Origin of the sequence: Avibacterium sp. 21-586 (genome assembly GCF_026226775.1) — a bacterium.
Classification (GTDB): Bacteria; Pseudomonadota; Gammaproteobacteria; order Enterobacterales; family Pasteurellaceae; genus Avibacterium.
In genome coordinates, this window is record NZ_JAKKOD010000001.1 from 1515601 (window position 1) to 1541104 (window position 25504).

At 41.3% G+C, this 25504-nt stretch carries 21 protein-coding genes; 16 read left to right on the forward strand and 5 right to left on the reverse strand.

Going from position 1 to position 25504, the window contains the following annotated elements; translation table 11 throughout:
- Positions 1 to 90: 90 nt before the first annotated feature.
- The 4 genes from cgtA to rplU all read right to left on the reverse strand — a co-directional run bounded on the left by cgtA (position 91) and on the right by rplU (position 2970).
- Positions 91 to 1263 carry an Obg family GTPase CgtA gene (gene cgtA / locus L5B71_RS06990; protein WP_265757649.1) on the reverse strand — a complete coding sequence of 391 codons (1173 nt, stop codon included), beginning with the start codon at positions 1261 to 1263 and terminating at the stop codon, positions 91 to 93.
- A gap of 9 nt (positions 1264 to 1272) precedes the next feature.
- Complete coding sequence (locus L5B71_RS06995) at positions 1273 to 2193, reverse strand: DMT family transporter (RefSeq protein WP_265757650.1); 921 nt, start codon at positions 2191 to 2193, stop codon at positions 1273 to 1275.
- A 187-nt stretch (positions 2194 to 2380) separates the two neighbouring features.
- Entirely contained in the window at positions 2381 to 2638 is a 258-nt protein-coding gene (gene rpmA / locus L5B71_RS07000; RefSeq protein ID WP_103853279.1) for a 50S ribosomal protein L27, read from the reverse strand.
- Positions 2639 to 2658: 20 nt separating this feature from the next.
- Complete coding sequence (rplU, locus tag L5B71_RS07005) at positions 2659 to 2970, reverse strand: 50S ribosomal protein L21 (protein ID WP_103853280.1); 312 nt, start codon at positions 2968 to 2970, stop codon at positions 2659 to 2661.
- A gap of 235 nt (positions 2971 to 3205) precedes the next feature.
- Between rplU and ispB the strand changes: the two genes are divergently transcribed.
- Together ispB and L5B71_RS07015 are read left to right on the forward strand one after the other, a co-directional pair.
- A complete protein-coding gene (gene ispB / locus L5B71_RS07010) occupies positions 3206 to 4177 on the forward strand; it encodes an octaprenyl diphosphate synthase (RefSeq protein ID WP_265757651.1) in 972 nt (323 codons plus the stop codon).
- 24 nt (positions 4178 to 4201) lie between these two features.
- Entirely contained in the window at positions 4202 to 4945 is a 744-nt protein-coding gene (locus tag L5B71_RS07015; protein ID WP_245872635.1) for an epoxyqueuosine reductase QueH, read from the forward strand.
- A gap of 42 nt (positions 4946 to 4987) precedes the next feature.
- On the opposite strand, the gene L5B71_RS07020 is transcribed toward L5B71_RS07015, so the two are convergent.
- Positions 4988 to 9955 (reverse strand): exo-alpha-sialidase, encoded by a 4968-nt coding sequence (locus tag L5B71_RS07020; RefSeq protein WP_265757654.1) that lies wholly within the window; start codon positions 9953 to 9955, stop codon positions 4988 to 4990.
- Positions 9956 to 10240: 285 nt separating this feature from the next.
- On the opposite strand from L5B71_RS07020, the gene L5B71_RS07025 reads away from it, so the two are divergent.
- The 14 genes from L5B71_RS07025 (at position 10241) to murG (ending at position 25484) form a co-directional block, all read left to right on the forward strand.
- Positions 10241 to 11344, forward strand: a complete 1104-nt coding sequence (locus L5B71_RS07025; protein ID WP_265757795.1) for a PhoH family protein — start codon at positions 10241 to 10243, stop codon at positions 11342 to 11344.
- On the forward strand, positions 11341 to 11808 hold the full coding sequence (gene ybeY / locus L5B71_RS07030; RefSeq protein WP_103854599.1) for an rRNA maturation RNase YbeY: 468 nt from the start codon (positions 11341 to 11343) through the stop codon (positions 11806 to 11808). Before L5B71_RS07025 ends, ybeY begins: the two co-directional genes overlap by 4 nt.
- A gap of 2 nt (positions 11809 to 11810) precedes the next feature.
- A complete protein-coding gene (locus L5B71_RS07035) occupies positions 11811 to 13799 on the forward strand; it encodes a tRNA(Met) cytidine acetyltransferase TmcA (RefSeq protein WP_265757656.1) in 1989 nt (662 codons plus the stop codon).
- Positions 13800 to 13847: 48 nt separating this feature from the next.
- Positions 13848 to 14015 (forward strand): DUF5363 domain-containing protein, encoded by a 168-nt coding sequence (locus L5B71_RS07040; RefSeq protein ID WP_265757657.1) that lies wholly within the window; start codon positions 13848 to 13850, stop codon positions 14013 to 14015.
- Positions 14016 to 14276: 261 nt separating this feature from the next.
- Entirely contained in the window at positions 14277 to 14735 is a 459-nt protein-coding gene (mraZ, locus tag L5B71_RS07045) for a division/cell wall cluster transcriptional repressor MraZ (protein WP_115250036.1), read from the forward strand.
- A gap of 110 nt (positions 14736 to 14845) precedes the next feature.
- A complete protein-coding gene (gene rsmH / locus L5B71_RS07050; protein ID WP_265757658.1) occupies positions 14846 to 15811 on the forward strand; it encodes a 16S rRNA (cytosine(1402)-N(4))-methyltransferase RsmH in 966 nt (321 codons plus the stop codon).
- Position 15812: 1 nt separating this feature from the next.
- On the forward strand, positions 15813 to 16133 hold the full coding sequence (gene ftsL / locus L5B71_RS07055) for a cell division protein FtsL (RefSeq protein ID WP_265757659.1): 321 nt from the start codon (positions 15813 to 15815) through the stop codon (positions 16131 to 16133).
- A 12-nt stretch (positions 16134 to 16145) separates the two neighbouring features.
- A complete protein-coding gene (gene ftsI / locus L5B71_RS07060) occupies positions 16146 to 17945 on the forward strand; it encodes a peptidoglycan glycosyltransferase FtsI (protein WP_265757660.1) in 1800 nt (599 codons plus the stop codon).
- 20 nt (positions 17946 to 17965) lie between these two features.
- The gene (murE, locus tag L5B71_RS07065) at positions 17966 to 19441 is read left to right on the forward strand and encodes a UDP-N-acetylmuramoyl-L-alanyl-D-glutamate--2,6-diaminopimelate ligase (protein WP_265757661.1); all 1476 of its coding nucleotides are present in this window, start codon (positions 17966 to 17968) and stop codon (positions 19439 to 19441) included.
- Positions 19438 to 20820 carry a UDP-N-acetylmuramoyl-tripeptide--D-alanyl-D-alanine ligase gene (murF, locus tag L5B71_RS07070; RefSeq protein ID WP_265757662.1) on the forward strand — a complete coding sequence of 461 codons (1383 nt, stop codon included), beginning with the start codon at positions 19438 to 19440 and terminating at the stop codon, positions 20818 to 20820. Before murE ends, murF begins: the two co-directional genes overlap by 4 nt.
- Positions 20814 to 21896, forward strand: coding sequence for a phospho-N-acetylmuramoyl-pentapeptide-transferase (gene mraY, locus L5B71_RS07075; protein WP_265757663.1), 1083 nt, complete (start codon positions 20814 to 20816; stop codon positions 21894 to 21896). The genes murF and mraY overlap by 7 nt, the downstream gene beginning before the upstream one ends.
- A gap of 18 nt (positions 21897 to 21914) precedes the next feature.
- Positions 21915 to 23225: a UDP-N-acetylmuramoyl-L-alanine--D-glutamate ligase gene (gene murD, locus L5B71_RS07080; RefSeq protein WP_265757664.1), complete on the forward strand. Its 1311-nt coding sequence runs from the start codon at positions 21915 to 21917 to the stop codon at positions 23223 to 23225.
- 10 nt (positions 23226 to 23235) lie between these two features.
- Positions 23236 to 24414, forward strand: a complete 1179-nt coding sequence (ftsW, locus tag L5B71_RS07085; protein ID WP_265757666.1) for a putative lipid II flippase FtsW — start codon at positions 23236 to 23238, stop codon at positions 24412 to 24414.
- Positions 24415 to 24425: 11 nt separating this feature from the next.
- On the forward strand, positions 24426 to 25484 hold the full coding sequence (gene murG / locus L5B71_RS07090; RefSeq protein WP_265757667.1) for an undecaprenyldiphospho-muramoylpentapeptide beta-N-acetylglucosaminyltransferase: 1059 nt from the start codon (positions 24426 to 24428) through the stop codon (positions 25482 to 25484).
- The last annotated feature ends 20 nt before the right edge of the window (positions 25485 to 25504 follow it).

The window sequence follows — 25504 nt, forward strand, 5'->3', positions numbered from 1 at the left end:
ATTAATCCCTATTGTAGTATTTAGTATAGTAAGATCTTAGTAAAAAGGAAGGATTGCTCCTTCCTTATTTTTTATATTAAAGATGTTAAATTAAGGTTTGTAAATAATTTCTACGCCTTCATCATCTTCTTCTGACCAATCATCCCAGTCGTCATCTTCATCATCAAATTGATGTTCAGCCAGTTGTTCTTGGTGATAATCGTCCCATTTGAATTTCACTTCTTCTGGATTTTCTGGTTCTTTCTGTTCTTCCCTTGGGTGGGCATCGAGATAGTCCATAATATCACGACAAAGCGGTTCAACATTTTTACCCGTAGCAGCGGAAATTAAATAATAATCACCTTCCCAGCCTATGCGCTCAACGATTTCTTTGGCACAGTCGTGCGCTTCTTCGTCAGACATAGTGTCGATTTTGTTAAACACTAGCCATTGGGTTTTCTCGGCAAGTTTTTCGCTATATTGGAAAAGCTCGCTTTCAATAATGGCAATGTTATCCGCCGGATCGCTACCGTCAATTGGATTGACATCCACAAGGTGAATTAATACTCGGCAGCGCTCCAAGTGTTTTAAGAAGCGGATACCTAATCCAGCCCCTTCGGCCGCGCCTTCAATCAGCCCTGGAATATCAGCCACCACAAAGCTACGATTTTCCCCCACGCGAGCTACCCCTAAACTGGGTACTAAGGTGGTGAAAGGATAGTCTGCCACTTTTGGTTTCGCCGCAGAAACGGCACGGATAAAGGTCGATTTACCTGCATTCGGTAAGCCTAACATTCCCACGTCAGCGAGTAGCATTAATTCTAATAAAAGATCACGTTTTTCTCCTGGGGTGCCGTTAGTTTTTTGTCGTGGTGCACGGTTTACCGAAGATTTAAAACGGGTGTTGCCTAAACCGTGATAACCACCTTTGGCAATCAGCATTTTTGCACCGTGTTTAGTTAAATCCCCTAGGATTTCTTTGGTGTCATTATCAATTGCACGCGTTCCTACAGGCACTCTTAGGGTGATGTCTTTACCACGGCGCCCAGTACAATCTGAACTGCGACCATTTTCACCTCGTCCTGCGGCAAAACGTTTTTCAAAACGGTAGTCAATTAGGGTGTTAAGGTTTTCATCAGCAATAAGATAGACATCGCCACCATCGCCACCATCACCGCCGTCAGGCCCGCCTTTGGGGATAAATTTTTCGCGACGGAAGCTAACACAGCCATTTCCGCCATCACCAGCCTCAACGCGAATTAAGGCTTCATCAATAAACTTCATTTTTTTCTCCTATTTCTTATTCTTTATAAATTTGTGTCCAATTGCTGAGAACATTGCACCAAGCACCACTACTAATGCTCCAATATAGCTTAGGCTGTTGAGCGCTGGCGCAGAGAAATCTTGCGGATAGATCGCGTGGAGCAAATGGGAAAAAGCAATGGTAAATAATGGCACAAGCGTTACAACAACGCTCACTTTTGCCACTTCCCAGTGGTTTAAGGCTTCGGCATACGCGCCGTAGCCGATCAATGTATTTAAACAACAGTAAATAAAACAAGCTAAGGTTAAACCACTTAGCCCCTGTACTTGCGAAACCTGTGCAAAGGGGGTAAATACGATTGCACAACCAAAATAAAACATTAATAGTACTTGTTGGGCTGTGAATTGACGTAGCATCAACTTTTGTGCCACCCCATAAGCGACCCAAATTAATGCAGCGCAGACGCTTAATAACACTCCAATTAAATACCCATTCAGTTGGGTAAATTCACTGAGTTTGTCATTAAAAAATAGCGCTAAACCGATAATTAAAATTATCAGCCCAATTTTTTGGTGTAAACCTAACCGCTCTTTGAAAACAATCACGCCACAAATCAGCATTGCAAAGGATGAAAGGTGGATAAAAATCTGTACCACCGAAGGTTCAATAAATTGTAATGAGGTATTAAATAAAGAGAAATTGCCGGAAAGCCCGATGATGCCACAAAGTAGTAAGCCTACATAATAACGGTTAAGCTGTGAGAGTTTCGGCAATTTTTTGCGTAATCCTAAAAAGAGTAGCAGCGCAGAACTTGCCACAATAAAGCGATACCAAACAATCGTTTGTGGTGTCATTACATTTAACACTTGCTTTAACGCAATAGGTAGTGAACCCCAAGCCATTGCTGTGATTAAGGCAAATATAAATCCTAATAGGGGTTGTTGTTTCATTACATTTGCTCCTTAATCTGAGCGATGTTCTCTTTTATCTTTTGTGCGGTTCAAATTGCTATATGTGGACAGCTTTGGCAATGTCTATATTGACACACAAAATTTTTGAAATGATCTGGATTATATAGGCTAATAACAAAAAAGCCCCACAAAACTGTGAGGCATTCTATTCTGTTTATTTGTAAAATTATTCAGCTACGATACTCACGTATTTACGATTTTTCTCGCCTTTAACTTCAAATTTTACTTTACCATCAGCAGTTGCGAATAAAGTGTGATCTCTACCCATACCTACGTTAGCACCTGCGTGGAATTTAGTACCACGTTGACGAACAATGATGCTACCTGCTAATACAGATTCGCCACCGAAGCGTTTAACACCAAGGCGTTTAGCTTCAGAATCACGACCGTTACGAGTTGAACCACCAGCTTTTTTAGTTGCCATCTACTTGATCTCCTCTGAAATTATGCTTGAATCCCAGTGATTTTCACTTCTGTGAACCACTGACGATGACCTTGTTGTTTACGGCTGTGTTTACGACGACGGAATTTAACGATCTTAACTTTATCGCCACGACCGTGTGAAACCACTTCAGCCACTACTTTCGCACCAGCAACAACTGGCGCACCGATTTTAACATCTTCACCATTAACGACCATTAACACTGAGTCGAATTCAACGCTTTCGCCAGTTGAAACTTCAAGTTTCTCTAAACGAACAACTTGACCTTCACTTACTCGGTGTTGTTTACCGCCACTTTGGAAAACTGCGTACATAAATACTCCGCTATACGTTGTGCCTTAATGTATAATTCATTGAGCACATCAAAATTTATATAAATAGGTCGCAAATTCTACGGAAAAACAAACCTGATAGCAAGAATTTATTTGCAAGAAGATAAAAAAATTTAGATTTATGCGGGTTTGATTTCAGAAAGCTAAGAAAATCAGGTAAAATCAACCGCACTTTAGGCAATGGTAGACATTCACGATGATAGATAAACGCAATCTTATGGATATAAATTCCATCCAAATGCTAATTAGTGAGGATATGCAGAAAGTGAATGCCAAAATTTTGGCACAACTTAATTCTGATGTTCCGCTGATTAATCAGCTTGGTTACTACTTAATTCAAAGTGGTGGCAAACGCATTCGCCCGATGCTTGCCGTGTTGGCCGCCAATGCGCTGGGCTATCAAGGGGAAGAGCATATTAATTGTGCCACCTTCATTGAATTTACCCATACCGCCACCTTATTGCACGATGACGTGGTGGACGAATCAGAAATGCGCCGTGGCAAACCTACTGCGAATAGTGAATTCGGCAATGCGGCCAGTGTGTTGGTGGGTGATTACATTTATACCCGCTCTTTTCAGCTAATGACGGATACGCACTCGCTGAAAATTCTAAAAATAATGTCTGATGCCACCAATGTGATTGCGGAAGGGGAAGTTCAACAATTAATGAATATGAACGATCCTGATACCACAGAAGAAAGCTATATGCGTGTTATTTATAGCAAAACCGCGCGTTTATTTGAGGCCGCAACGCAGTGTTCCGCCATTGTCGCAGGGGCGAGCGAAGCGCAAGAGCTTGCATTGCAACAATACGGACGCTATCTCGGCACCGCATTCCAACTTATTGATGATGTGTTGGATTATCAAGCAGACGCGCAAACCTTAGGCAAAAATATTGGTGATGATCTCGCTGAAGGCAAACCGACCTTGCCATTATTACACGCAATGCACAGCGGAGATGAAAGCCAATGTCAGCTTATTCGCAATGCCATTGAACAAGGCGGACAACGTGAAATTTTAAATGATGTGCTCGCCATAATGGCACAATATGGATCCATTGAATACACGATCAACCGTGCACGCCAAGAAGCACAAAAAGCCATTGATGCCATTGCCATTTTGCCTGAAAGTGAGTATAAACAAGCGCTGATTTCTTTGGCTTATTTATCAGTGGATAGAACAACCTAATTTTATTTTTAGCTATTATTGATTATGGAACAACAAACCAATCACGAAACAAACAAAAGTGCGGTGGAATTTTCGCAAAAATCGCACCGCACTTCGCGTAAAGCAAAAAAAGATCCGAACGCGCCTTTTGTGCGTGAAAAATTAACCTTGCCAAATGGACACCAAAAATTACTACTCCATTCTTGCTGCGCCCCTTGCTCAGGTGAAGTGATGGAAGCTATTTTGGCCTCAGGCATTGAATTTACCATTTATTTCTACAATCCGAATATTCACCCGTTAAAAGAATATTTAATCCGTAAAGAAGAAAATATCCGCTTTGCAGAAAAATTTGGCATTCCTTTTATTGACGCAGATTATGATCGGCAAAACTGGTTCGATCGTGCGAAAGGAATGGAAAACGAGCCAGAGCGTGGCATTCGCTGCACAATGTGCTTTGATATGCGTTTTGAAAAAGCCGCACAATATGCGCACGAAAATGGTTTCCCCGTGTTCACAAGCTGTTTAGGCATTTCTCGCTGGAAAGATATGAACCAAATTAACGGCTGCGGACACCGCGCGGCGGCAAAATATGATGATGTGGAATATTGGGATTACAACTGGCGTAAAGGCGGTGGCTCACAACGAATGATCGAAATCAGCAAACGCGAACGTTTCTATCAACAAGAATATTGCGGCTGCGTTTATTCCTTGCGTGATACCAACAAATGGCGCGAAGCCAACGGCAGACAAAAAATCGAAATTGGTAAATTGTATTACACCAATGATTAATGAGTTAAAGGGATGGTTTTTAAGCCATCCCTTTATGGTTTATTAGAACTGATATTCTAATTTAACAGCTAAATTAGTTTGTTTTAATCCATAGTCAGAAAGGGATTTTCTATGACTAATTTGGGCACTGATGTTTAGGTTTGGCGTAATATCATAACCTGCGCTGGCAGAGAATAATAAGGCGTTGCCTAATTTACCCGTTTTGTATTGCTGGGTTATTCCATCATTGAGGGTTAAGACAGGAGTATTTCCTGTATTGTGTTCATACATTGTACGGAGTTTCAATGATTTCCACGCAATTTCACCCCCAATTTGTTGAGTGAAAATATATTGTCGATCATTATTGATATTCCAACTGAAGGTATGATCCTCAATATTGGCTTTACTACTTTGGTATTGTAACGCAATAATCGGCGTTAAACGGACTTCATTTAGCAAGAAATGATAGCCTGTTTCTGCACCAATGCCCCAAGAATGGCCTCTCACTTTGGCTAAATCTTTATGTTGTGAAGTGGAAATTTTACCGCGCATATATTGATAGTTTCCACTAAGATTAACATAGCTTTGTTCGGTCAGTTGATTCTCTAAGGTGAACAATACTCCCACAGAGTTATATTTTGCAGAACTACTGCCTTCAATTTCTGTGGTTTTTGGTTCAACTGAGAATTTACTGAGAGCAAGTCCTAAGTGAAGGTGATGTTTATCGTTGAGATCAAGACGACCGCCAAATAGAGTGCTATTTGTGGTGGATTTGTAGCCATAGCCATAATCTCCAAAGCCAAGATTGCTATTATAAGTGGCTTTACGATGTTGTTGTAAAACATAGAAATTTTTCGTGCCTTGCGTAATGTTTTGCGCAAAGGTTTGAGCCTGCATACAACTATGTTCTAACAAGGCTAAATTCGTCACCAAATAGGCTGGAACTTGGCTATTTAATGCAGGGCGATAGGTTGAGGCACTTGCGGTTGCACTGGCGGTTGTTACATTTCCTGCTAATGGCGTAACTGCTGCATTACCTGCTGGAGACGCAGCTTCTGTGCCGTTATCCACATTCCCTGTATTTGGATTAGCAGGTGCGACTACCACAGCATTATCCACTGGGGAAGAGGTTTCACTGCGGTTATCCGTATTTTCTGCATTTGGATTGGCAGGTGGTGCTACCACAGCATTATCCACTGGGGAAGTGGTTTCTGTGCGGTTATCCGTATTTTCTGCATTTGGATCGGCAGGTGGTGCTACCACAGCATTATCTACTGGAGAAGAGGTTTCACTGGTGTTATTGGCATTTCCTCCATTTTGATCTGAAGGTGGTGCTACCACTGCATTATCCACAGGAGCGGTAGTTTCACCGCTATTGTCAGTATTCCCTTCATCTTGATTTGCTGGTGGGGTTACTGTCGTGTCCGCGGTTGGTGGATTCGGTGCCGCTGTGTCATCAGCTTTAGGGCTTTCCTCTTTTGGTGCTGTTGATGGGGCTTTGATAATTGGTGATAACGGTTCGCCATCTTCATTAATTAGCAAGGTTTGCAAGCGGTAATCGTTGAAATTGCTGTTGTTTTCGCCAAAACTATTTTCACTTGCCGTAGTTGCCCCTTTTTCAACGCTAACTAAGGTGTAGCGATTAATATGGCTTTCATTATTATGAACAGCTTTCGCCAAATTGAACGCATCTATGCGGCTGGTTTCACCTTTTACTTGAATGAGAGAAATACCCTCATCAGCATCGTAACGTTCATTTTTATTGGTATCTGAATGACCAATTTGACTATTCAGTAAATTAATGTTTACTGGAATTGATTGGGTTGTAGTTAAATCTCCATTAATAAGTACGCGATCCGCGAGCCATTCAGACATATTTTCGGAAACATTATCCACATTTAATGTAATATCCGCACCTTCATTAGTAACATTGGAAAAGGATAATGTTTTAGGTTGGAAATTATCGCTTCCTGATTTATTACCATTTTCTACACTTGTTAGGTGTAGCTCATTATTTGGGATAATGTGGGAATTAGCTCTCCAATAACTATGGGAATTAATTACCCCATTTCCTGCCAAACTCGCATTTTCTTGGAGATATAATGGTGAATTATTTAGTTCTCCTTGTAAAATACTTACCCCTTGATTTAACAAGGTTTTTCCTGTGTGATTGAATTGACCAATTAAATATAATGTACCCTCTCCATTTTTGCTTAAGCTACCTTGACCTTGCGTATCTGCAAATAAACGGCTTGTTTGGTCGGCACTAATATCCGCATTAATTTGGCTGGTGTCATCAAGTGCAACGCTATCAAAGCGAGCAATTACATTATCTTTTATGCTTAATGTTGCATTCTTCGCTAAATTTGCATTTTGCGTTAAATGTGAAGTATCAGGTGCATAAATTATTTCACCTTGATTGATGGTAAGCTCGTTTAAGGTTGAGTTTGTTTCTAAAGTTAAGTGGTTATTATTAAGTGCGGTCGGTTTATAGGCAAAATTTAATTTACCCTTATCATCACCGAGTATTTCGCCCTTAATTTTTCTTTCTCCAGATTGCAGATAGTTGAGCGTGCTAGTGTCAGTGGAATTACTATTAATAATATTTCCATTAATTGTTGCGGCTTGCAGCCCTTTATCCTCACCATTTTCAATGGTGAAATTATTTCCATTTAAGTCAAACATTCCTTTATTTAAGCTAAGATTTTCGGCTTTAATTTGATTTTCACCATATAATTTTACTGTGCCATCAGGGTTTACAAGAATTTCAGAATAGGCTTGGATTTTACCTTCTTTTTCTTGCTGTTTTAGACCTAATGTGCCTTCATTAACAATGATTTTGGCAGGATTTACACCTTCACCAATTTTAATAATTTCGCCATCACCAATTTTATAGAACGTTTCAGCAGCGGTACTATTGCGGGCATATTCAAATGGTGTGTTTCGTTTATCACGATGCAAGATATTATTTTTCCAAACAAGCTCTTGAATATTTAAGCGGACAAATTCAATTTTTCCTTCCGCACCTTCATAAAGCAAGCCAATATCGCCATTTGGTAATTCAGTTAAGCTACTATAGGCATAATTATTTGGTGTAATTGTGGTGGTATATTTCCATTCGATAGAACCATCTTCTTGTACTTCACCGAGCCAAACTTTGCCATTATTACGACCGTTAGAATGTGGATTAGCAAAAAGGATATGTTCTTTGCCATTAATACGTTTGGAATATTTAATTACTGAAAGTTGGCAATAAGGTTCTAGTAACACGTCATCTAAAATAACGTCTTTTTCCCAAGTGTACCCACCATCATAACTGGTGGAAATATGAACGCGATTATGTGGCGTTACACGAGAAAAGAGTTTTAATTGTCCGTTGTCTAATTCAATCACTTGGGATTCAGTAATTTCATAGCCATAAGTGCCGTTAAGCAGACGTGATCCGCCTTGTGCCGCAAATCTGCTATCAATTGGTGATTCACCACGTTCCCAAGTTTTGCCACCGTCTTTACTAATGATAACCGCTGCTGCTTGTTTATTATTGTTATTGGTGTAGTAAACCGGCATCACTAAAGAGCCGTCTTTAAGCTGAATCCCTGTTCCGGGGCCAGTTCCCATAAAACGCATCCAATCGGCTTTCACTTGAGAGTTAATATTGACGGGGTTAGACCAAGTTTCACCGTCATTATCACTATAAGTGAGCCATAAATTGCTTGTGATGGTTGATTTAAGTGGGGCACTATCATTATTTGGATTTTTCGTTTGTAAATAAATATTTCCTAAACGTGTATCGCCTTGATATAAATCACCTAGATCTTTAAATGCCAATTCAGGATTACCATTAATAACAACCCGATAATCTGTTGGTTTATTTTTATCATTATAAACAATACCATTTTCACGAATAGTATAACGATTGTTATATTCGTCAGTTAATAATTGATAATATTTCCCACCGATATTTTTATAACCAGAACCTTCGGCATTTTGATTTTTGATCCCAAAGAAACCTTGTGTTTCAGGGAACATATCCACAATCATAAAGACACGCCCATTGCGTTTGTCTTGCACCATAAGTGGATCGATTAAGAAGGCGGAATTTTGACCGCCATAAGATTGGCTAGCAAGATCAATCACTGTTTGGCTTTTTTGCCAAGTTAAGCCACCATCAAAACTGCGGCGGATTGCTGTGTCAATATTTCCCCAGTCGGCAGAATGTTGCCAACGTTTGTCGATAGCGGCAATAACAACGCCATTTTGTGTAGTGAATAAAGAAGGAATACGGTAGTTTCTTGCGCCATCTTGATTTGGTTGAAAGAGCGATTCTTTTTCGGTAAGCATTGCTCCTGAAGCACGATGCTTATCAGCAAACTCAACTTCATTTCGGCGATAAGTTTCGGCTAACTCTTTGTGTAGTGCTTTGATTTCTTCTTCTGATAATACTTGTTCGGTAACTCCCGCAGAATAAATATTTCCACTAAAACGCATATCATTACCAGAACTTCTTGGCGTTTTTCCTAAATAAGCAATATTTAAGTTCTCAATATCTTTGAAGAATTTTGAATTATTATGAGTTTGTTTTAATTCGCCATTTACATAAATTTTAATTTGATTATTTTCTTTATCAAAGGTATAGGTAATAGTTTGATAATCTTTATTCTTATTATTTATCTTAGCAGTAAGTAATGAGTTATTAATTAAATAACTATTCTTATTTCTTAATTCTAAGCCAAAGGTATCCGTACCTTGTTTCCTTGACATATAGAAATTAATATAGTGATTTGTGTGAGCACCTTGAGTAGAAGCCCCTAAAAGAGAATAAACATTATCCCCTGCATTGGTTTTAAAACCAAAAGTTAAAGAACCATTTTCTAAATTAAAGACATCATTTTTAGTGAAGGTTTCTGTAATATTAATTGGTTTAAATAATTCGGTATTTGATTTGAAATCTAAGATTCCTTCGCTACTCGCCATGGCATATTGGCTGATAAGACATGAAGAAATTAAAGCTGCCAATGTTGTTTTTTTCATAGGGCATCCTTTTTGTTGAAGTGAAATAGAGAAAATCTCAAGCTTGATAGTATTTTTACTCCATTTTGAAGTAAATAAGGATCATTTCACTTCGTGATATTCTTCACAGAATTATTCTTATTTTCTATCAAAAATGAGAGATTTCTCGCATTTCTACAAAAAGAGAATTTCTCAAAGAGCATTAGAGCCTGTATTTAAAACGTGGTAATATGCCCATTAACAATCAAATGATTCTGACAGTAGCAGGAAAAACAAAAATAAAAGGAACATAACTTGTCCAACCCAATGAGCGAACTAAGCGAAACCTTTACTCTTGAGCCGCAAGATAATGCCCGTTTGCAAGCATTGTGCGGAGCCTTTGATGAAAATATCCAGTTGATCGAAAAAGAATTTTTCTTGGATATTGCACGGCGTAATTTTACGTTTACGCTGAAATCGAAAGATCCCAATCTAAAATCTCATCACGGGAAATTGTTAAATAAAGTGGCGGCGTTGATCCAAGCATTGTATTTGGAAACCGCTCCCGTTCGTGGCGTGGTGAAAGAAATTGATTTGTCTGATGTGCATTTAGCCATTCAGGAAAATCGAATGTTATTACAACAAGATAGCGAACAAGCAGAACAAAATGCTGTGCCAAAAGTGTATCAAACCACAATTAAAACCAAGCGTGGCTTAATTAAACCGCGTGGCGCAAATCAAATTCAATATTTGCACAATATTTTGCGTTATGACATCAGTTTTGGTATTGGGCCAGCAGGCACAGGGAAAACCTTTCTTGCTGTGGCCGCTGCGGTGGAAGCCCTAGAACGACAAGAAGTGCGTCGCATTTTGCTCACTCGCCCTGCGGTGGAAGCTGGGGAAAAATTGGGCTTTTTGCCGGGGGATTTGGGGCAGAAAATTGAGCCTTATTTACGCCCGCTCTATGATGCCTTATTTGAAATGCTGGGCTTTGAAAAAGTACAGAAATTAATGGAACGCAATGTGATTGAAATCGCACCGCTGGCTTATATGCGTGGACGCACGTTGAACGATAGTTTTATCATTTTAGATGAAAGCCAAAACACCACTACCGAGCAAATGAAAATGTTTTTAACCCGTATTGGGTTTAATTCTAAAGCGGTGATAACGGGCGACATCACGCAAATTGACTTGCCACGCAGCCAAAAATCAGGTTTACGCCACGCCATTGAAGTGCTAGAAAATGTGCCAGAATTGAGCTTTAATTATTTTGACAGTAAAGACATTGTTCGCCACCCAGTGGTTGCCAAAGTGGTGCAAGCCTATGATAAATGGGACGAACAGGAAGAAATTCGCCGTCAGGAACGCGCCTTACAGCGTCAGCAAGAGCAGGCCAAACAACAAGCCTTAGAACGAGAAGAAACAGAATGAAAGATGTCATCGTTGATTTACAAATCGCAGTAGAAAATAGTGAAAACTTGCCCACAGAACAACAATTCCAACAATGGGCAACCGCCGCAGTGCAAGCAGAGAACCTGCAACCTGAGATCACCATTCGCGTGGTGGACGAAGCCGAAAGCCAAAGCTTAAACGCCACTTATCGTGGTAAGGATTACCCAACCAACGTGCTTTCCTTTCCCTTTGAATGCCCTGAAGAAGTGGAATTGCCGCTGCTCGGCGATTTAGTGATTTGTCGCCAAGTGGTGGAACGAGAAGCGCAAGAACAAGGTAAGCCCTTAATGGCACATTGGGCGCATATGGTAGTACACGGCTGTTTGCATTTGCTGGGCTACGATCACATTGAAGATGATGAAGCAGAAGAAATGGAAAGCCTTGAAACGGAAATAATGCAAGATCTTGGCTTTGCCGATCCTTATTTAGCGGAAAAAGCCTAGCCTTGCAGCCACGTCAGCTTTGTATCTTAGTTGGGGAAAATACGTGGTTACAAACTCAACTTTCTCCTTTATTTTCTGACTTCGCTCGCTTTGAAAAACAAAGTGCGGTGCTTTTTTTTGATGAAAATTGCACCGCACTTTTTCCCGATCAAAACATCACGCCAATCCCCTTTAGCAAAGCGAAAAATCAGCTTGGGCGCGAACATTCCCTTATTATTTACGATGCCAGACAAAGCCTAAATCTTGATGCCCTTGCCATTGCCGCAGGTACATTGCAAGCGGGCGGGCAGCTTTATTTATTGTTCAACCATTGGCAAGATTTAGCCACACAAATTGATTTGGATAGCCAGCGTTGGAGCGGTGTGCCGCAAGGCATTTGCACACCGAATTTTGTCCAATTTATGCAGCAAAAAGTGCGTGAATACGGTTTTTCTATTTATCAGCAACAAAATGGCGATAGCTTTTTGCCAGCACCGCATAACTCAGCCATTGATCCGATAAAGCACTTTCATTCTGCCACGCAGGATCAACAACGCATTTTGCAACAGCTATTAAATGCTCCGAAAGAAATTAGTGTGATCACCGCCAAGCGTGGACGGGGAAAATCCGCCTTGGCAGGATTATTTGCTGCCCATTTAGACAAGGTGATTCTCACTGCACCAAATAAAAGTGCGGTGCAAATTTTGCAAGATTTTGCTGAGAAAGATCTGTTTTTTATTGCGCCTGATGAGCTTGCCCAACAAGTGCAACAAGATCCCGCTAAATTTAACGATCATTGGCTGATCATTGATGAAGCAGCGATGATCCCACTACCCTTATTAATGCAGCTCACAGCGCATTTTCGGGCGATTTTATGTACTACCACGATACAAAGCTATGAAGGAACGGGGCGAGGTTTCTTGCTTAAATTTATGCAAAAAAATCACCGCACTTTGCAACATTTTGAACTCAGCACCCCGTTGCGTTGGCGAGCTGATGATCTGATCGAACCTTTTATTTCTGATTTGCTTTTATTAGAAGCGGAAAACCAATTAGCTCAGCCTAATTTTGTCCCGAATGCAGACTTGCATTTTCATTGGCATCATAGCCACAGCCTTTTTCAGCAAGGGGAATATGAAGATTTTTACGGATTGCTGACTCTTGCCCATTATAAAACGTCCCCCGTAGATTTACGCCGTTTGCTCGATGGCAAGCATCAGCAATTTTTACTGGCAAAATCCAATCAGGATTTATTGGGCGCGCTTTGGCTACTGAATGAAGGGGCAATGCAAGATAGCGCGTTGATTGAAGGCATAATGCAAGGTGTCCGTCGCCCGAAAGGTAATTTGGTGGCGCAAATATTGTGCCAAGTAAGCCTAAATGAAGCAGCGTGCAAGCTGAGTTCTGCACGCATTTCTCGCATTGCCGTGCAACCCAAATGGCAACATCAAGGGATAGGGCAGGCGCTAATGGCAGAAGTGAATCAGCCAAGGCAGCAGAACCAAGATCACACGCAAGATTTTTTATCGGTGAGCTTTGGCTACACGCCCGAGCTTGCTCAATTCTGGCAAAAGTGCGGGTTTAATTTGGTTTATTTAGGCAGCCATAAAGAAGCTAGCAGTGGTTGTTATAGTGCAATTAGCGTAAAAGGAATAAGCCGCGCAGGGCAAGATTTTTGTACAAAATTGTTGGCGCAATTTGAGCGGGATATGACTTTATCCTTTCACCCCTTGGCCACACAGCTACACCCACAAGGGCAACAAGAAAGGGATTTTTCCTTGAATGAACAAGACATCAAAGCGCTACATTATTTTGCGCATTATCAGCGAAATTTAGCCAGCACGATCCCGGCTATTCGCCGTTTATTATGGGGCTATCAAGGGGAAACATTGCCTTTATTGTCGGCTTATTGTGAACAAAAAATCTTACCAAGCACGGGCAAAAAGCAATGGTTGCAAGCTTGTCGCGAAGAAGTAAAACGGTGGTTGCAAAAGCAAAAAATTCTTTTATGATAAGGAATACATAACACAAAGAATAAATCACAAAGTAGAGGGGAAACAATGGCAAATCAGCAAAAAGGCGTGCTGCGCAGATTATGGGATAAATACAGCGAATTTTGCAAAGAATTGGGTATCGATCAAGGCGCTTGCCGCAGTTGTGTACCAGTGGTGAAATTTGATGAAGAGCCACCGAAAAAAGCGGAGCAAGAGAAAGCGGCTAAACCTTAGGATCAGATCCCGATCTTTACATTTCTTACTTTTCCATCTTTTATATGATTCTTCACAGAGCCATTTGGCGCGTTGCTCAAATGGCTTTCTTTTTGCCCGAAATATACAAATCTTTACATAAGATCCGGATCAAATTGCTTGCAACTTAGTCAAACTAATACTAAACTTACGAATAAGTGGTAAAAAGTGGTGTTTTGTGGTAAAAATTGCAAAATTCTGTAAAAAATAACCGCACTTATTTTTAATAAGAGATCTCAAACAATGTTTCGTGGTGCATCATCGGTAAATTTGGATTCAAAGGGACGGCTTGCCATTCCTACCCGTTACCGTGCCGAGATCCTAGAAAAAAATAACGGACAGATGGTTTGCACGGTGGATATTCGTCAGCCTTGCTTGCTACTTTATCCCTTAGATGAATGGGAAATCGTTGAGCAAAAATTATTAAGTTTGTCGAATTTTGATCCAGTGCAACGCAGTTTACAGCGTGTGATGCTCGGTTATGCCACGGAATGTGAGCTAGATAGCGTAGGGCGAATTTTAATCAGTGCGCCATTACGCCAGCACGCGAAACTAGAAAAAAGCACAATGCTAGTAGGCCAATTAAATAAATTTGAAATTTGGAGCGATGTCGAATGGCAAGCTCAAATTCAACAAGATATGGCTCTCGGTGCAAGTGGTCAGCTTGCCCAATCTCCTGAATTAATCACGCTGTCTTTATAAGAGAAGATAACTTCCACCAAGACAGCGGCACTAGCAGAGATAAGCGGTGTACTTTGGTACACCGTATTATCTCATTTTAACATTTAATTTTTATTATTTAATAACGACTTATGAACGCGCAGAACCTTTTTTCTTCACCTGAACATTTCACCGTTTTATTAAATGAAGTGGTGGACGGTTTGGCGTTGAAAGAAAAAGGCATCTATATTGATGGTACTTTTGGGCGTGGCGGTCATTCCCGTCTGATTTTATCTCGCTTATCCCAAGATGGCAGATTAATCGCCATTGATCGCGATCCGCGTGCGATTGCGGCAGCTCAGCAAATTCAAGATCCCCGTTTTCAGATCGAACACAATAGTTTTTCAGCGATCCCTGAAATCTGCGAAAAATTAGGTTTAGTGGGTAAAATTGACGGTATTTTGCTCGATCTTGGCGTATCTTCCCCCCAATTAGATGAAGCTGATCGTGGGTTTAGTTTTATGAAAGACGGCCCGCTTGATATGCGAATGGATACTACGCAAGGTTTATCAGCGGCAGAATGGTTACAACAGGTTTCTGAGCAGGATTTGGCTTGGGTGTTGAAAACTTTTGGCGAAGAGCGTTTTGCTAAGCGTATTGCACAAGCCATTGTGAATTATAATAAAAATGCACGCCAAAATGACACCTCACCACTTAATCGCACCTTGCAATTAGCTGACTTGATTGCGCAATCGGTTCCTTTTAAAGATAAACATAAACACCCAGCTACGCGTAGTTTTCAGGCAATTCGTATTTTCATTAATGCTGAATTGGAAGAGCTAGAACGCGTCTTGCAAGGGGCTTTACAAGTATTAGCACCACAAGGACGTTTGTCGATCATCAGTTTCCATTCACTTGAAGATCGAATGGTAAAACATTTTATGCGTAAGCAAAGCAAGGGTGAAACGTTGCCTAGAGGCTTGCCATTACGCGAAGATCAAATTCAGCGTAGTCAAACCCTAAAAACCATTGGTAAGGCGATTATGCCAACAGAACAAGAAATTGCCCAAAATGCCCGTTCAAGAAGTGCAGTATTGCGCATTGCAGAGAGAGTATAACATGATAGAGAATTCAGAGCGTTATCCACTAACTTCTATGTTAACTGAAGATTTATTAAGTTCTAATAAATTGGTCATTTGTCTTTTTGTTTTGATCCTTTGCAGTGCATTAGGAACGATTTGGATAACTCACAAGACGAGAGCATTAGTGATGCAAAAAGGGGAATTATTGTGGCAGCATCAAGCCTTAGAAAATGAGTATTTAAGTTTAAAGTTGGAAGAGGCAACTCAAAGTGATAATAACCGTATTGAGGCTATTGCAAAAACAAAGTTAAAAATGGATAGGATTAATCCAGAACAGGAAGTCCTGCTTGTTGAGTAGTGAGAGGGGAAGATGAAAAAGAAAAGTCAAAATATAAGGCGTAATACCAAAACAAGCAGTTCAGTTAAACGTAATAAACCAAAAATTTCTTACAAAAATAGTTTTATTCGTTGGCGATTTTGGGTTGCGGCGGGAATTATGGTTACTTTATTATCTAGTCTTGCTGCAAGGGCGATTTATTTGCAGGGCGTGAATCCCGAGCCTTTGATGGTTGAGGCTGATAAGCGTTCCGTGCGTACGCAAGAGATCCTTTCGGTGAGAGGGGCTATTTTAGATCGTAACGGTCAATTATTGTCTGTGAGTGTCCCGATGTATTCTGTCGTGGCCGATCCAAAATTTATTTTTAAAGAAAATTCATTGCAAGATAAAGAACGTTGGCAAGCACTAGCAAAAGCCCTAAAAGTATCTTATAAAGACTTAGTTAAACGTATTGAAAAATCTCCTTCATCAAGATTTATTTATTTATCTCGTCAGGTTTCACCAACGATTTCAGACTATGTCAAACAGTTAAAAATTAAAGGGGTGATTTTAAAAACAGAGGCTCGCCGTTTTTACCCTAGAGTGGAAGAAACTGCACACTTAATTGGTTATACCAATATTGATGGGGAAGGTATTGAAGGGATTGAAAAAAGTTTTAACTCGTTATTAGTCGGAAAATCAGGCTCTCGTACTTATCGTAAGGATAAACTTGGGCGCATGGTAGAAGATATCGAGGATGTGAAAAAGTATGATGCACACAACGTAACCTTGAGTATAGATGAAAAATTACAATCAATGGTGTATCGAGAAATTAAGAAAGCAGTCGCCGCCAATAAAGCAGAATCGGGTACGGCTGTATTGGTAGATATCCGTACAGGCGAAGTGCTGGCAATGGTGAATGCACCTTCTTATAATCCAAATAACCGCATTGGCGTTAAAGCAGATTTAATGCGAAACCGTGCCATTACCGATACCTTTGAGCCTGGTTCAACAGTAAAACCTTTTGTAGTTTTAACCGCACTTCAAAATGGTGTAGTTGGTCGTAATGAGGTGATCAATACAGGGCCATTAGTGTTAAATGGACACGAAGTAAAAGACGTTGCACCAAGAGAGCGTCAAACCCTTGATGAAATTTTGGAAAATTCTAGTAACCGTGGGGTAAGCCGTTTAGCCTTGCGTATGCCACCAAGTGCGTTAATGGAAACTTATCAAAATGCAGGCTTAGGCAAACCCACAGATTTAGGTTTGATTGGTGAACAATCGGGTATTTTAAACGCGAATCGTAAACGTTGGGCGGATATTGAACGTGCTAACGTGGCTTATGGCTATGGTCTGAATGCAACGCCATTACAAATTGCGCGTGCTTATGTAACCTTAGGAAGTTTTGGGATTTATCGTCCTCTTTCTATTACTAAAGTGGATCCACCCGTTATTGGACAGCGAGTATTTTCCGAGAAAATCACCCGTGAAGTAGTGAATATGATGGAAAAAGTCGCAATCAAAAATAAACGTGCAATGGTGGAAGGTTACCGAGTTGGGATTAAAACAGGGACAGCGAAAAAACTCGAAAAAGGTCGCTATGTGGACAAATATATTGCTTACACCGCAGGCATTGCCCCAGTGAGTGATCCTCGTTATGCACTGATTGTCTTGATCAATGAACCGAAAGCGGGGCAATATTATGGAGGGGCTGTTTCTGCGCCATTGTTCTCAAATATTATGGGTTATGCGTTACGAATGAATAACATTCCGCCTGATGCGGTGGAGCAACAAAAAGTCGCCAAACGCACCGTTCGTTTAAACACTCAGAAAAAAGATGAAACAACGAACTGATTTTTGATGAAGGAAAAATAATGAAAAAACTCACCGCACTTTTGGGGATCAACCATTTGCCCCAAGAAGTTGAGCTGACCGAAATGACGTTAGACAGCCGCTCTGCAAAGACTGGCTGTCTTTTCGTTGCTATAAAAGGGCATCAAACGGACGGCAGAAACTACATTCCGCAAGCCATTGCTAATGGCACAAGTGCGGTGCTTTTTGAAGCAGATTTTGCACAACAACATTTAACCGTGAAAATGGAACAAGGCATTCCCCTCATTGCCTATTATGAATTACCGCAACATTTATCTCGTCTTGCAGGGCAATTTTATAATCATCCTTCAGCCCATTTAACTCTCGTTGGTGTAACAGGAACGAACGGCAAAACCACGGTGGCTCAGCTTGTGGCACAGTGGGCGAACTTGCTTGGACATAAAAGTGCGGTAATGGGAACCATTGGCAATGGCTTGCTTGGGCAAATTAAGGAAGCGACAAATACCACTGGTTCAGCTATTGAAATTCAATCTACGCTTGCGGAGTTTGCACAGGCTGGTGCAGATTTTGCTGCTATTGAAGTGTCATCACACGGCTTGGTGCAACATCGCGTTGAAGCACTGCAATTTGCCGTTGCTATTTTTACCAATCTGAGCCGTGATCATCTTGATTATCACTATACAATGGAAAATTATGCCGCCGCGAAATACCGTTTATTCAGCGAGTTAAATAGCACGCATAAGGTGATTAATGCTGATGATCCTGTGGGCGCACAATGGTTACCGCAATTACCAAATGCCATTGCGGTGAGTTGTAAAGCTGATTATCAACCAAGCCATAAGCAATGGCTCAAAGCAGAGCAAATTCAATTCCATCATCAAGGTGCAATTATTCATTTTGCATCTAGTTGGGGCAAGGGCGAATTACATAGCCCATTGATCGGTGCATTTAATGTCAGTAATTTATTGTTTGCCTTCGCCAGTCTGCTTGGCTTAGGTTATTCTTTAGATGAACTTTGCCAAAGTGCGGGGCAATTACAAGGTGTTTGTGGGCGAATGGAACGTTTAAATGCGGCAAATCAAGCCACGGCGATTGTGGATTATGCGCATACGCCAGATGCCTTAGAAAAAGCGTTGCAAGCGGCACGTTTGCATTGTAAAGGTGTGCTTTATTGCGTGTTTGGTTGCGGCGGTGATCGGGATACAGGAAAACGTCCGCAAATGGCACGCATTGCAGAGCAGTTTGCCGATTTCGTGATTGTTACGGATGACAACCCACGCACGGAAGATGCAGAAAAAATTATGCAAGACATTCAAGCGGGATTTGTGGATTTCAGCAAGGTGCAGATGATTCATCAGCGTGATCAAGCGATTCAACAAGCGCTCAAAATAGCGCAACCGCAAGATGTGGTGCTGATTGCCGGCAAAGGCCACGAAGATTACCAAATTATTGGCACAACGAAATTGCCGTTTTCCGATCAAGCAACAGTAAAACAATATTTTAGTGAAACAAAATGATTAAACTAACCACCCAACAATTGGCTGATATTCTGAATGGCACGCTTTATGGCGATGGGCGTGTAGCGATTGAAAATATCAGCACGGATACCCGTCAAGCCAATCCGCAAGGGTTATTTTTTGCCTTAAAAGGCGAGCGTTTTGATGCTCATCAATATTTAGCGAATGCCGTGGAACAAGGCGCATTAGCGCTGATCGTGGATCATCAATGTGAAATAGATGTGCCACAAATTGTCGTGGCGGACACTCGCCTTGCGTTAGGGCAGCTAGGCAAATGGCTAAAAGGACAAATTAACCCTTTAACGGTAGCGATTACGGGATCATCAGGCAAAACCACGGTGAAAGAAATGACTGCCGCTATTTTGCAACAAAGTGCGGGAGATTTTTCCCACGTTTTATTTACCAACGGTAATTTTAATAATGATATTGGCGTGCCATTAACCTTATTACGCCTTACCTCACAGCATAAATTTGCGGTGATTGAATTGGGTGCCAATCACCTAGGTGAAATCGCTTACACCACGGAATTAGTACGTCCTAACGTGGCGATGGTGAATAATGTGGCCGCCGCACATTTGGAAGGCTTTGGTAGTCTTACAGGCGTGGCACAAGCCAAAGGGGAAATCTATCAAGGGCTTGCGCAACAAGGTATTGCCTTGATTAATTTAGATTGCAATTATCTGGCGGATTGGCAAAAGAATATTGGCGATCACCAAGTGCGGTCGTTTTCTTTAACAAATTCACAAGCGGATTTTTATGCCACGGATATTCAGCTCAATGGGCAAGGATCGCAATTTACCTTACACAGCCCACAAGGCGAGATTGCCATCCAGTTGCCTTATTTAGGCGAGCATAACATCAGCAATGCCTTGGCTGCAGCAGCCTTGTCAATGAATGTAGGGGCAAGCCTTTCTGATGTGCAACAAGGCTTAGCAAAAGGCTCAAAAGTGAAAGGGCGTTTATTCCCGATTCAGCCTTGTGAAAATTTATTGTTACTTGATGACACTTACAACGCCAATGTGGATTCATTGCAGTCGGCGATTAATGTGTTACAAAAATATTCCGCTTTTCGCATTTTAATAGTTGGCGATATGGCAGAATTAGGCGAAAATAGTCAGCTTTGCCATCAGCAAGTGGCGGACGCGGTGAAAGCAGCACAATTAGATTTTGTGGCAAGTTTTGGTCAGGAAAGTGCGGTGATTTCAGCCCAAAGTGGTGGAACACATTTTACTGAACAGGCCGCCTTGGCGGATTTTGTTACTCGCTTAATTAAAGAAAAATTAGTACAAAATCAATCCGTTGTGGTGTTAGCGAAAGGCTCTCGCCGAATGCAATTAGAAAATGTAATTGAATTATTAAAGGATAACTTCCAATGTTAGTTTGGCTCGCGGAATATCTCCAGCAATATCAAAGTGGCTTTAATGTCATCTCTTATATTACCGTGCGTGCGATCTTGGCATTATTGAGCGCACTGTTAATTTCATTATGGATCGGCCCTAAGGTGATCCGCCGTTTACAAATTCTTAAATTTGGCCAAGAAGTGCGTAATGACGGGCCAGAAAGCCATTTAAGCAAAAAAGGTACGCCAACTATGGGCGGGATTATGATTTTATTCGCCATTACCGTTAGCACCTTGCTTTGGGCGAATTTAGCCAATCCTTATGTTTGGTTTAGCTTATTTGTGTTGCTCGGTTATGGCGCAGTGGGCTTTGTGGACGATTACCGCAAAATCACCCGCAAAAACACGGACGGCTTAATTGCACGTTGGAAATATTTTTGGCTATCTGCCATTGCACTTGTTGCGGTGTTTGGTATGTATGCGGTAGGGAAAGATACCGATGCCACACGCCTTGTCGTGCCATTCTTTAAAGAAGTGATGCCGCAGCTCGGCTTGTTCTATGTCGTGTTAGCCTATTTTGTGATTGTGGGGACAAGTAACGCCGTGAATTTAACCGATGGCTTAGACGGGCTTGCCATTATGCCAACCGTCTTTGTGGCAGGCGCATTTGCTTTGATTGCGTGGGCAACGGGTAACGTGGAATGGTCAAATTATTTGTATATTCCGCATATTAAATACACTTCTGAGCTAGTAGTGTTCTGTACCGCGATTGTCGGTGCGGGTTTAGGTTTCCTTTGGTTTAATACTTACCCGGCACAAGTGTTTATGGGGGATGTGGGATCGCTCGCACTGGGTGGCGCATTAGGTGTGGTGGCAGTGCTGGTTCGCCAAGAATTTTTATTGGTGATTATGGGTGGTGTTTTTGTGATGGAAACCCTGTCTGTGATTTTGCAAGTGGGTTCTTACAAATTGCGTAAACAGCGTATTTTCCGTATGGCGCCAATTCACCACCATTTTGAATTAAAAGGTTGGCCTGAACCGCGCGTGATTATTCGCTTTTGGATTATTTCCTTAATGCTTGTATTACTTGGCTTGGTTACTTTGAAATTACGTTAAAAAGGTTAAGAGCAAACAATGAATCAATATCAGGATAAAAATATCTGTGTGGTGGGCTTGGGCAAAACAGGGTTGTCTTGCGTGGACTATTTGCTTGCGCAACAAGCTAAGGTGCGCGTGATGGATACCCGCCAATCGCCAGCGGGCGTGGAACAATTACCGCCAAATGTGGAAGTGCATACAGGCGGCTTAAACCCACAATGGTTACTGGAAAGCGATATGATCGTCATAAGCCCAGGGCTTGCAGTAAAAACACCAGAAATTTACACCGCACTTCAAGCTGGCGTTGAAGTGGTGGGCGATATTGAATTGTTCTGCCGTGCTGCTGATAAACCGATTATTGCTATTACAGGTTCAAACGGCAAAAGCACGGTAACCACCTTAGTGGCAGAAATGGCGAAAGCCGCAGGCTTAAAGGTGGGAATGGGCGGCAATATTGGCATTCCAGCCCTTTCTTTGCTGGAGCAACATCACGATATTTATGTGCTAGAACTGTCGAGCTTTCAACTGGAAACCACTTACAGCTTAAAAGCCATTGCCGCTACGGTATTAAATGTGAGCGAAGATCATATGAATCGCTATGTGGATTTAGAAGATTATCGCCAAGCCAAATTAAAAATTTATCATCATTGCCAAACCGCGGTGATTAATGCAGAAGATCCGTTAACCCAACAAGACGGCACAGAGCTAGCTAAGCAGCAAGTGAGCTTTGGCGAAACGAACGCAGATTATTGGCTAAAAAGCGAAAACGGTAAGCAATATTTAATGGCTCATGAAGAAATGATTTTACCTTGCGATGAAATGAAATTGACGGGTCGCCATAATTATATGAATGCACTGGCTGCCATTGCCCTTGCACAAAGTGCGGGGATAAATTTGCAAGGAATTTGTACCGCACTTCGTGAATTTACAGGGCTAGATCACCGTTTCCAATTAGCCCATTTTGCTCAAGGCGTACGTTGGATTAACGATTCCAAAGCCACCAATGTCGGCAGTACTGTGGCAGCACTCACCGGCTTACAGGTGGCAGGTAAACTTTATTTATTGCTTGGTGGTGATGGTAAAGGCGCTGATTTTTCTGAACTCGCCGCGTTGATTAATCAACCGCATATTGAATGTTATTGCTTTGGGCAAGATGGCGAAAAATTAGCACAACTTTCGGAGCAAAGCTATTTGTTTGACACAATGGAACAAGCGATTGAAGCGTTTCGTCCGCAACTCAACGCAGGCGATATGGTATTGCTTTCTCCTGCTTGTGCGAGCCTTGATCAATTTTCTTCATTTGAAAAACGTGGTGAAGAATTTACCCGCTTAGCCAAATTAAGTTAGGAAAGGGATAATGGAATTTATTGAAAAATTAAAAAGTTATACCCAGATTACGACCGATAATTTACTTTATGATCGTGCTTTATGGTGGTTATTTATTACCTTACTATCTGTAGGTTTAATCGCTGTATCTTCCGCGTCAATTCCTGTAGGGGATCGTTTATTTCAGGATTCTTTTCATTTTGCTAAACGTGATGCTTTTTATGTTTTTTTCTCTATTATTGCTTGTTATTGTGTGCTTAATATTCCAATGGCAGTTTGGGAAAATAAATATGGCTATATTTTTGGATTAGCAATTTTTTTGCTTGTTTTGGTGTTGATCCCAGGTATTGGTGCAAAAATTAATGGCGCAAGACGCTGGATCCCGTTGATCTTTTTTAATTTTCAACCTGCAGAATTTGCCAAGTTAGCACTGATATGTTTCCTTTCAAGCTATTTTACACGTCGTTATGATGAAGTTCGTAGTCGAAAATTGAGTGCTTTTAAACCAATGCTTGTGATGGGGTTATTTGGTAGCTTATTGATTTCACAGCCTGATTTAGGTAGTACGATTGTGTTATTTGTGATTACCTTTGGTTTACTGTGGATAGTTGGCGCCAATTTCTGGCAGTTTTTTACTTTAGTTTGTGCTGGTATTGTTCTTTTACTTTGGCTGGCTTTTGCTTCAGCTTATCGTTTGAAACGAATGACAGGGTTTTGGGAGCCTTTTAAAGATCCTTATGGCACAGGCTTCCAATTATCTAATTCTCTCATGGCATTTGGAAGAGGGGAGATTACAGGAGAAGGCTTGGGAAATTCTATTCAAAAATTAGAATATTTACCAGAAGCCCATACGGACTTCGTTATGGCTGTCGTTGGCGAAGAATTCGGTTTGATTGGTATTCTCTTTGTCATTATTTTACTGAGCTTATTAGTTTTCCGCGCCTTAAAAATTGGTAAAGAGTCTTTATTATTAGAACAACGCTTTAAAGGCTTTTTTGCCTTTGGGATTGGCTTTTGGATTTGTTTTCAAGGTGTGGTTAATTTAGGAATGGCATTAGGTATTTTACCGACAAAAGGTTTGACTTTTCCATTGGTAAGTTATGGGGGATCGAGCTTAATAATTATGTCTGTGAGTATCGGCGTGTTACTTCGTATTGATCACGAAAACCGCTTAATGCGTAGCGGTCAAGCACGTTTGCGAGATAATTAAAAGGATAAATTGTGGTACAACAACAAAAACGTTTATTAGTGATGGCTGGTGGAACTGGAGGACATGTTTTCCCTGCAATTGCCGTTGCACAATATTTACAGCAACAAGGTTGGCAAATCTGCTGGCTGGGCACACAAGATCGTATGGAAGCACAATTAGTGCCAAAACACGGTATCTCGATTAAATTTATTCAAATTTCGGGCTTGCGTGGTAAAGGGATAAAAGCCTTGCTTACCGCACCATTTAAAATTTTGCGAGCAATTTTTCAAGCGAAAAAAATTATTCAAGAATATCAGCCTAACGCCGTCCTTGGTATGGGTGGTTATGTTTCAGGGCCGGGTGGCGTGGCGGCAAAATTATGTGGTGTGCCAATCGTGTTGCACGAACAAAATGCTGTAGCAGGCCTAACTAATTCTTGGTTAGCCAAAATCGCAACGCGCGTGTTGCAAGCGTTTCCTAACACGTTTCCAAATACGGAGGTAGTGGGCAACCCTGTGCGTCAATCCTTGTTTGAAATGCCAAGCCCTGTACAGCGTTTCACTGAGCGTTCGGGCAAATTAAGAGTGCTTGTGGTTGGTGGCAGCCAGGGCGCGCGCGTGTTAAATTTGACTTTGCCGAAAGTGGTAGACGCATTAGGGGATAAATTGACGGTTCGCCATCAAGTTGGGGCAAATATGTCAGAAAAAATCACCGCACTTTATCCGCAAGGCGCTGATGTACAAGTAACGGATTTTATTGATGATATGGCAGAAGCCTATGGCTGGGCGGATATTGTAATTTGTCGTTCTGGCGCATTAACGGTGTGCGAACTTGCTGCCGTAGGGACGCCAGCGATTTTCGTGCCCTTCCAACATAAAGACAGACAGCAATATTTAAATGCGAAATATTTAGCGGACGTGGGAGCGGCTCAAATTATCGAACAAAAAGATCTCACGCCAGAAGCACTGATTAAGATGTTGAATCAATTTGATCGCAGCCAATTATTAACAATGGCAGAGAAAGCCAAGGCAATGGCAACGCCACAATCGGCTCAACAAGTGGCTGAAGTGATTATGGCAGTCGCTCAATAAATATTAGAAGAACAATTTAA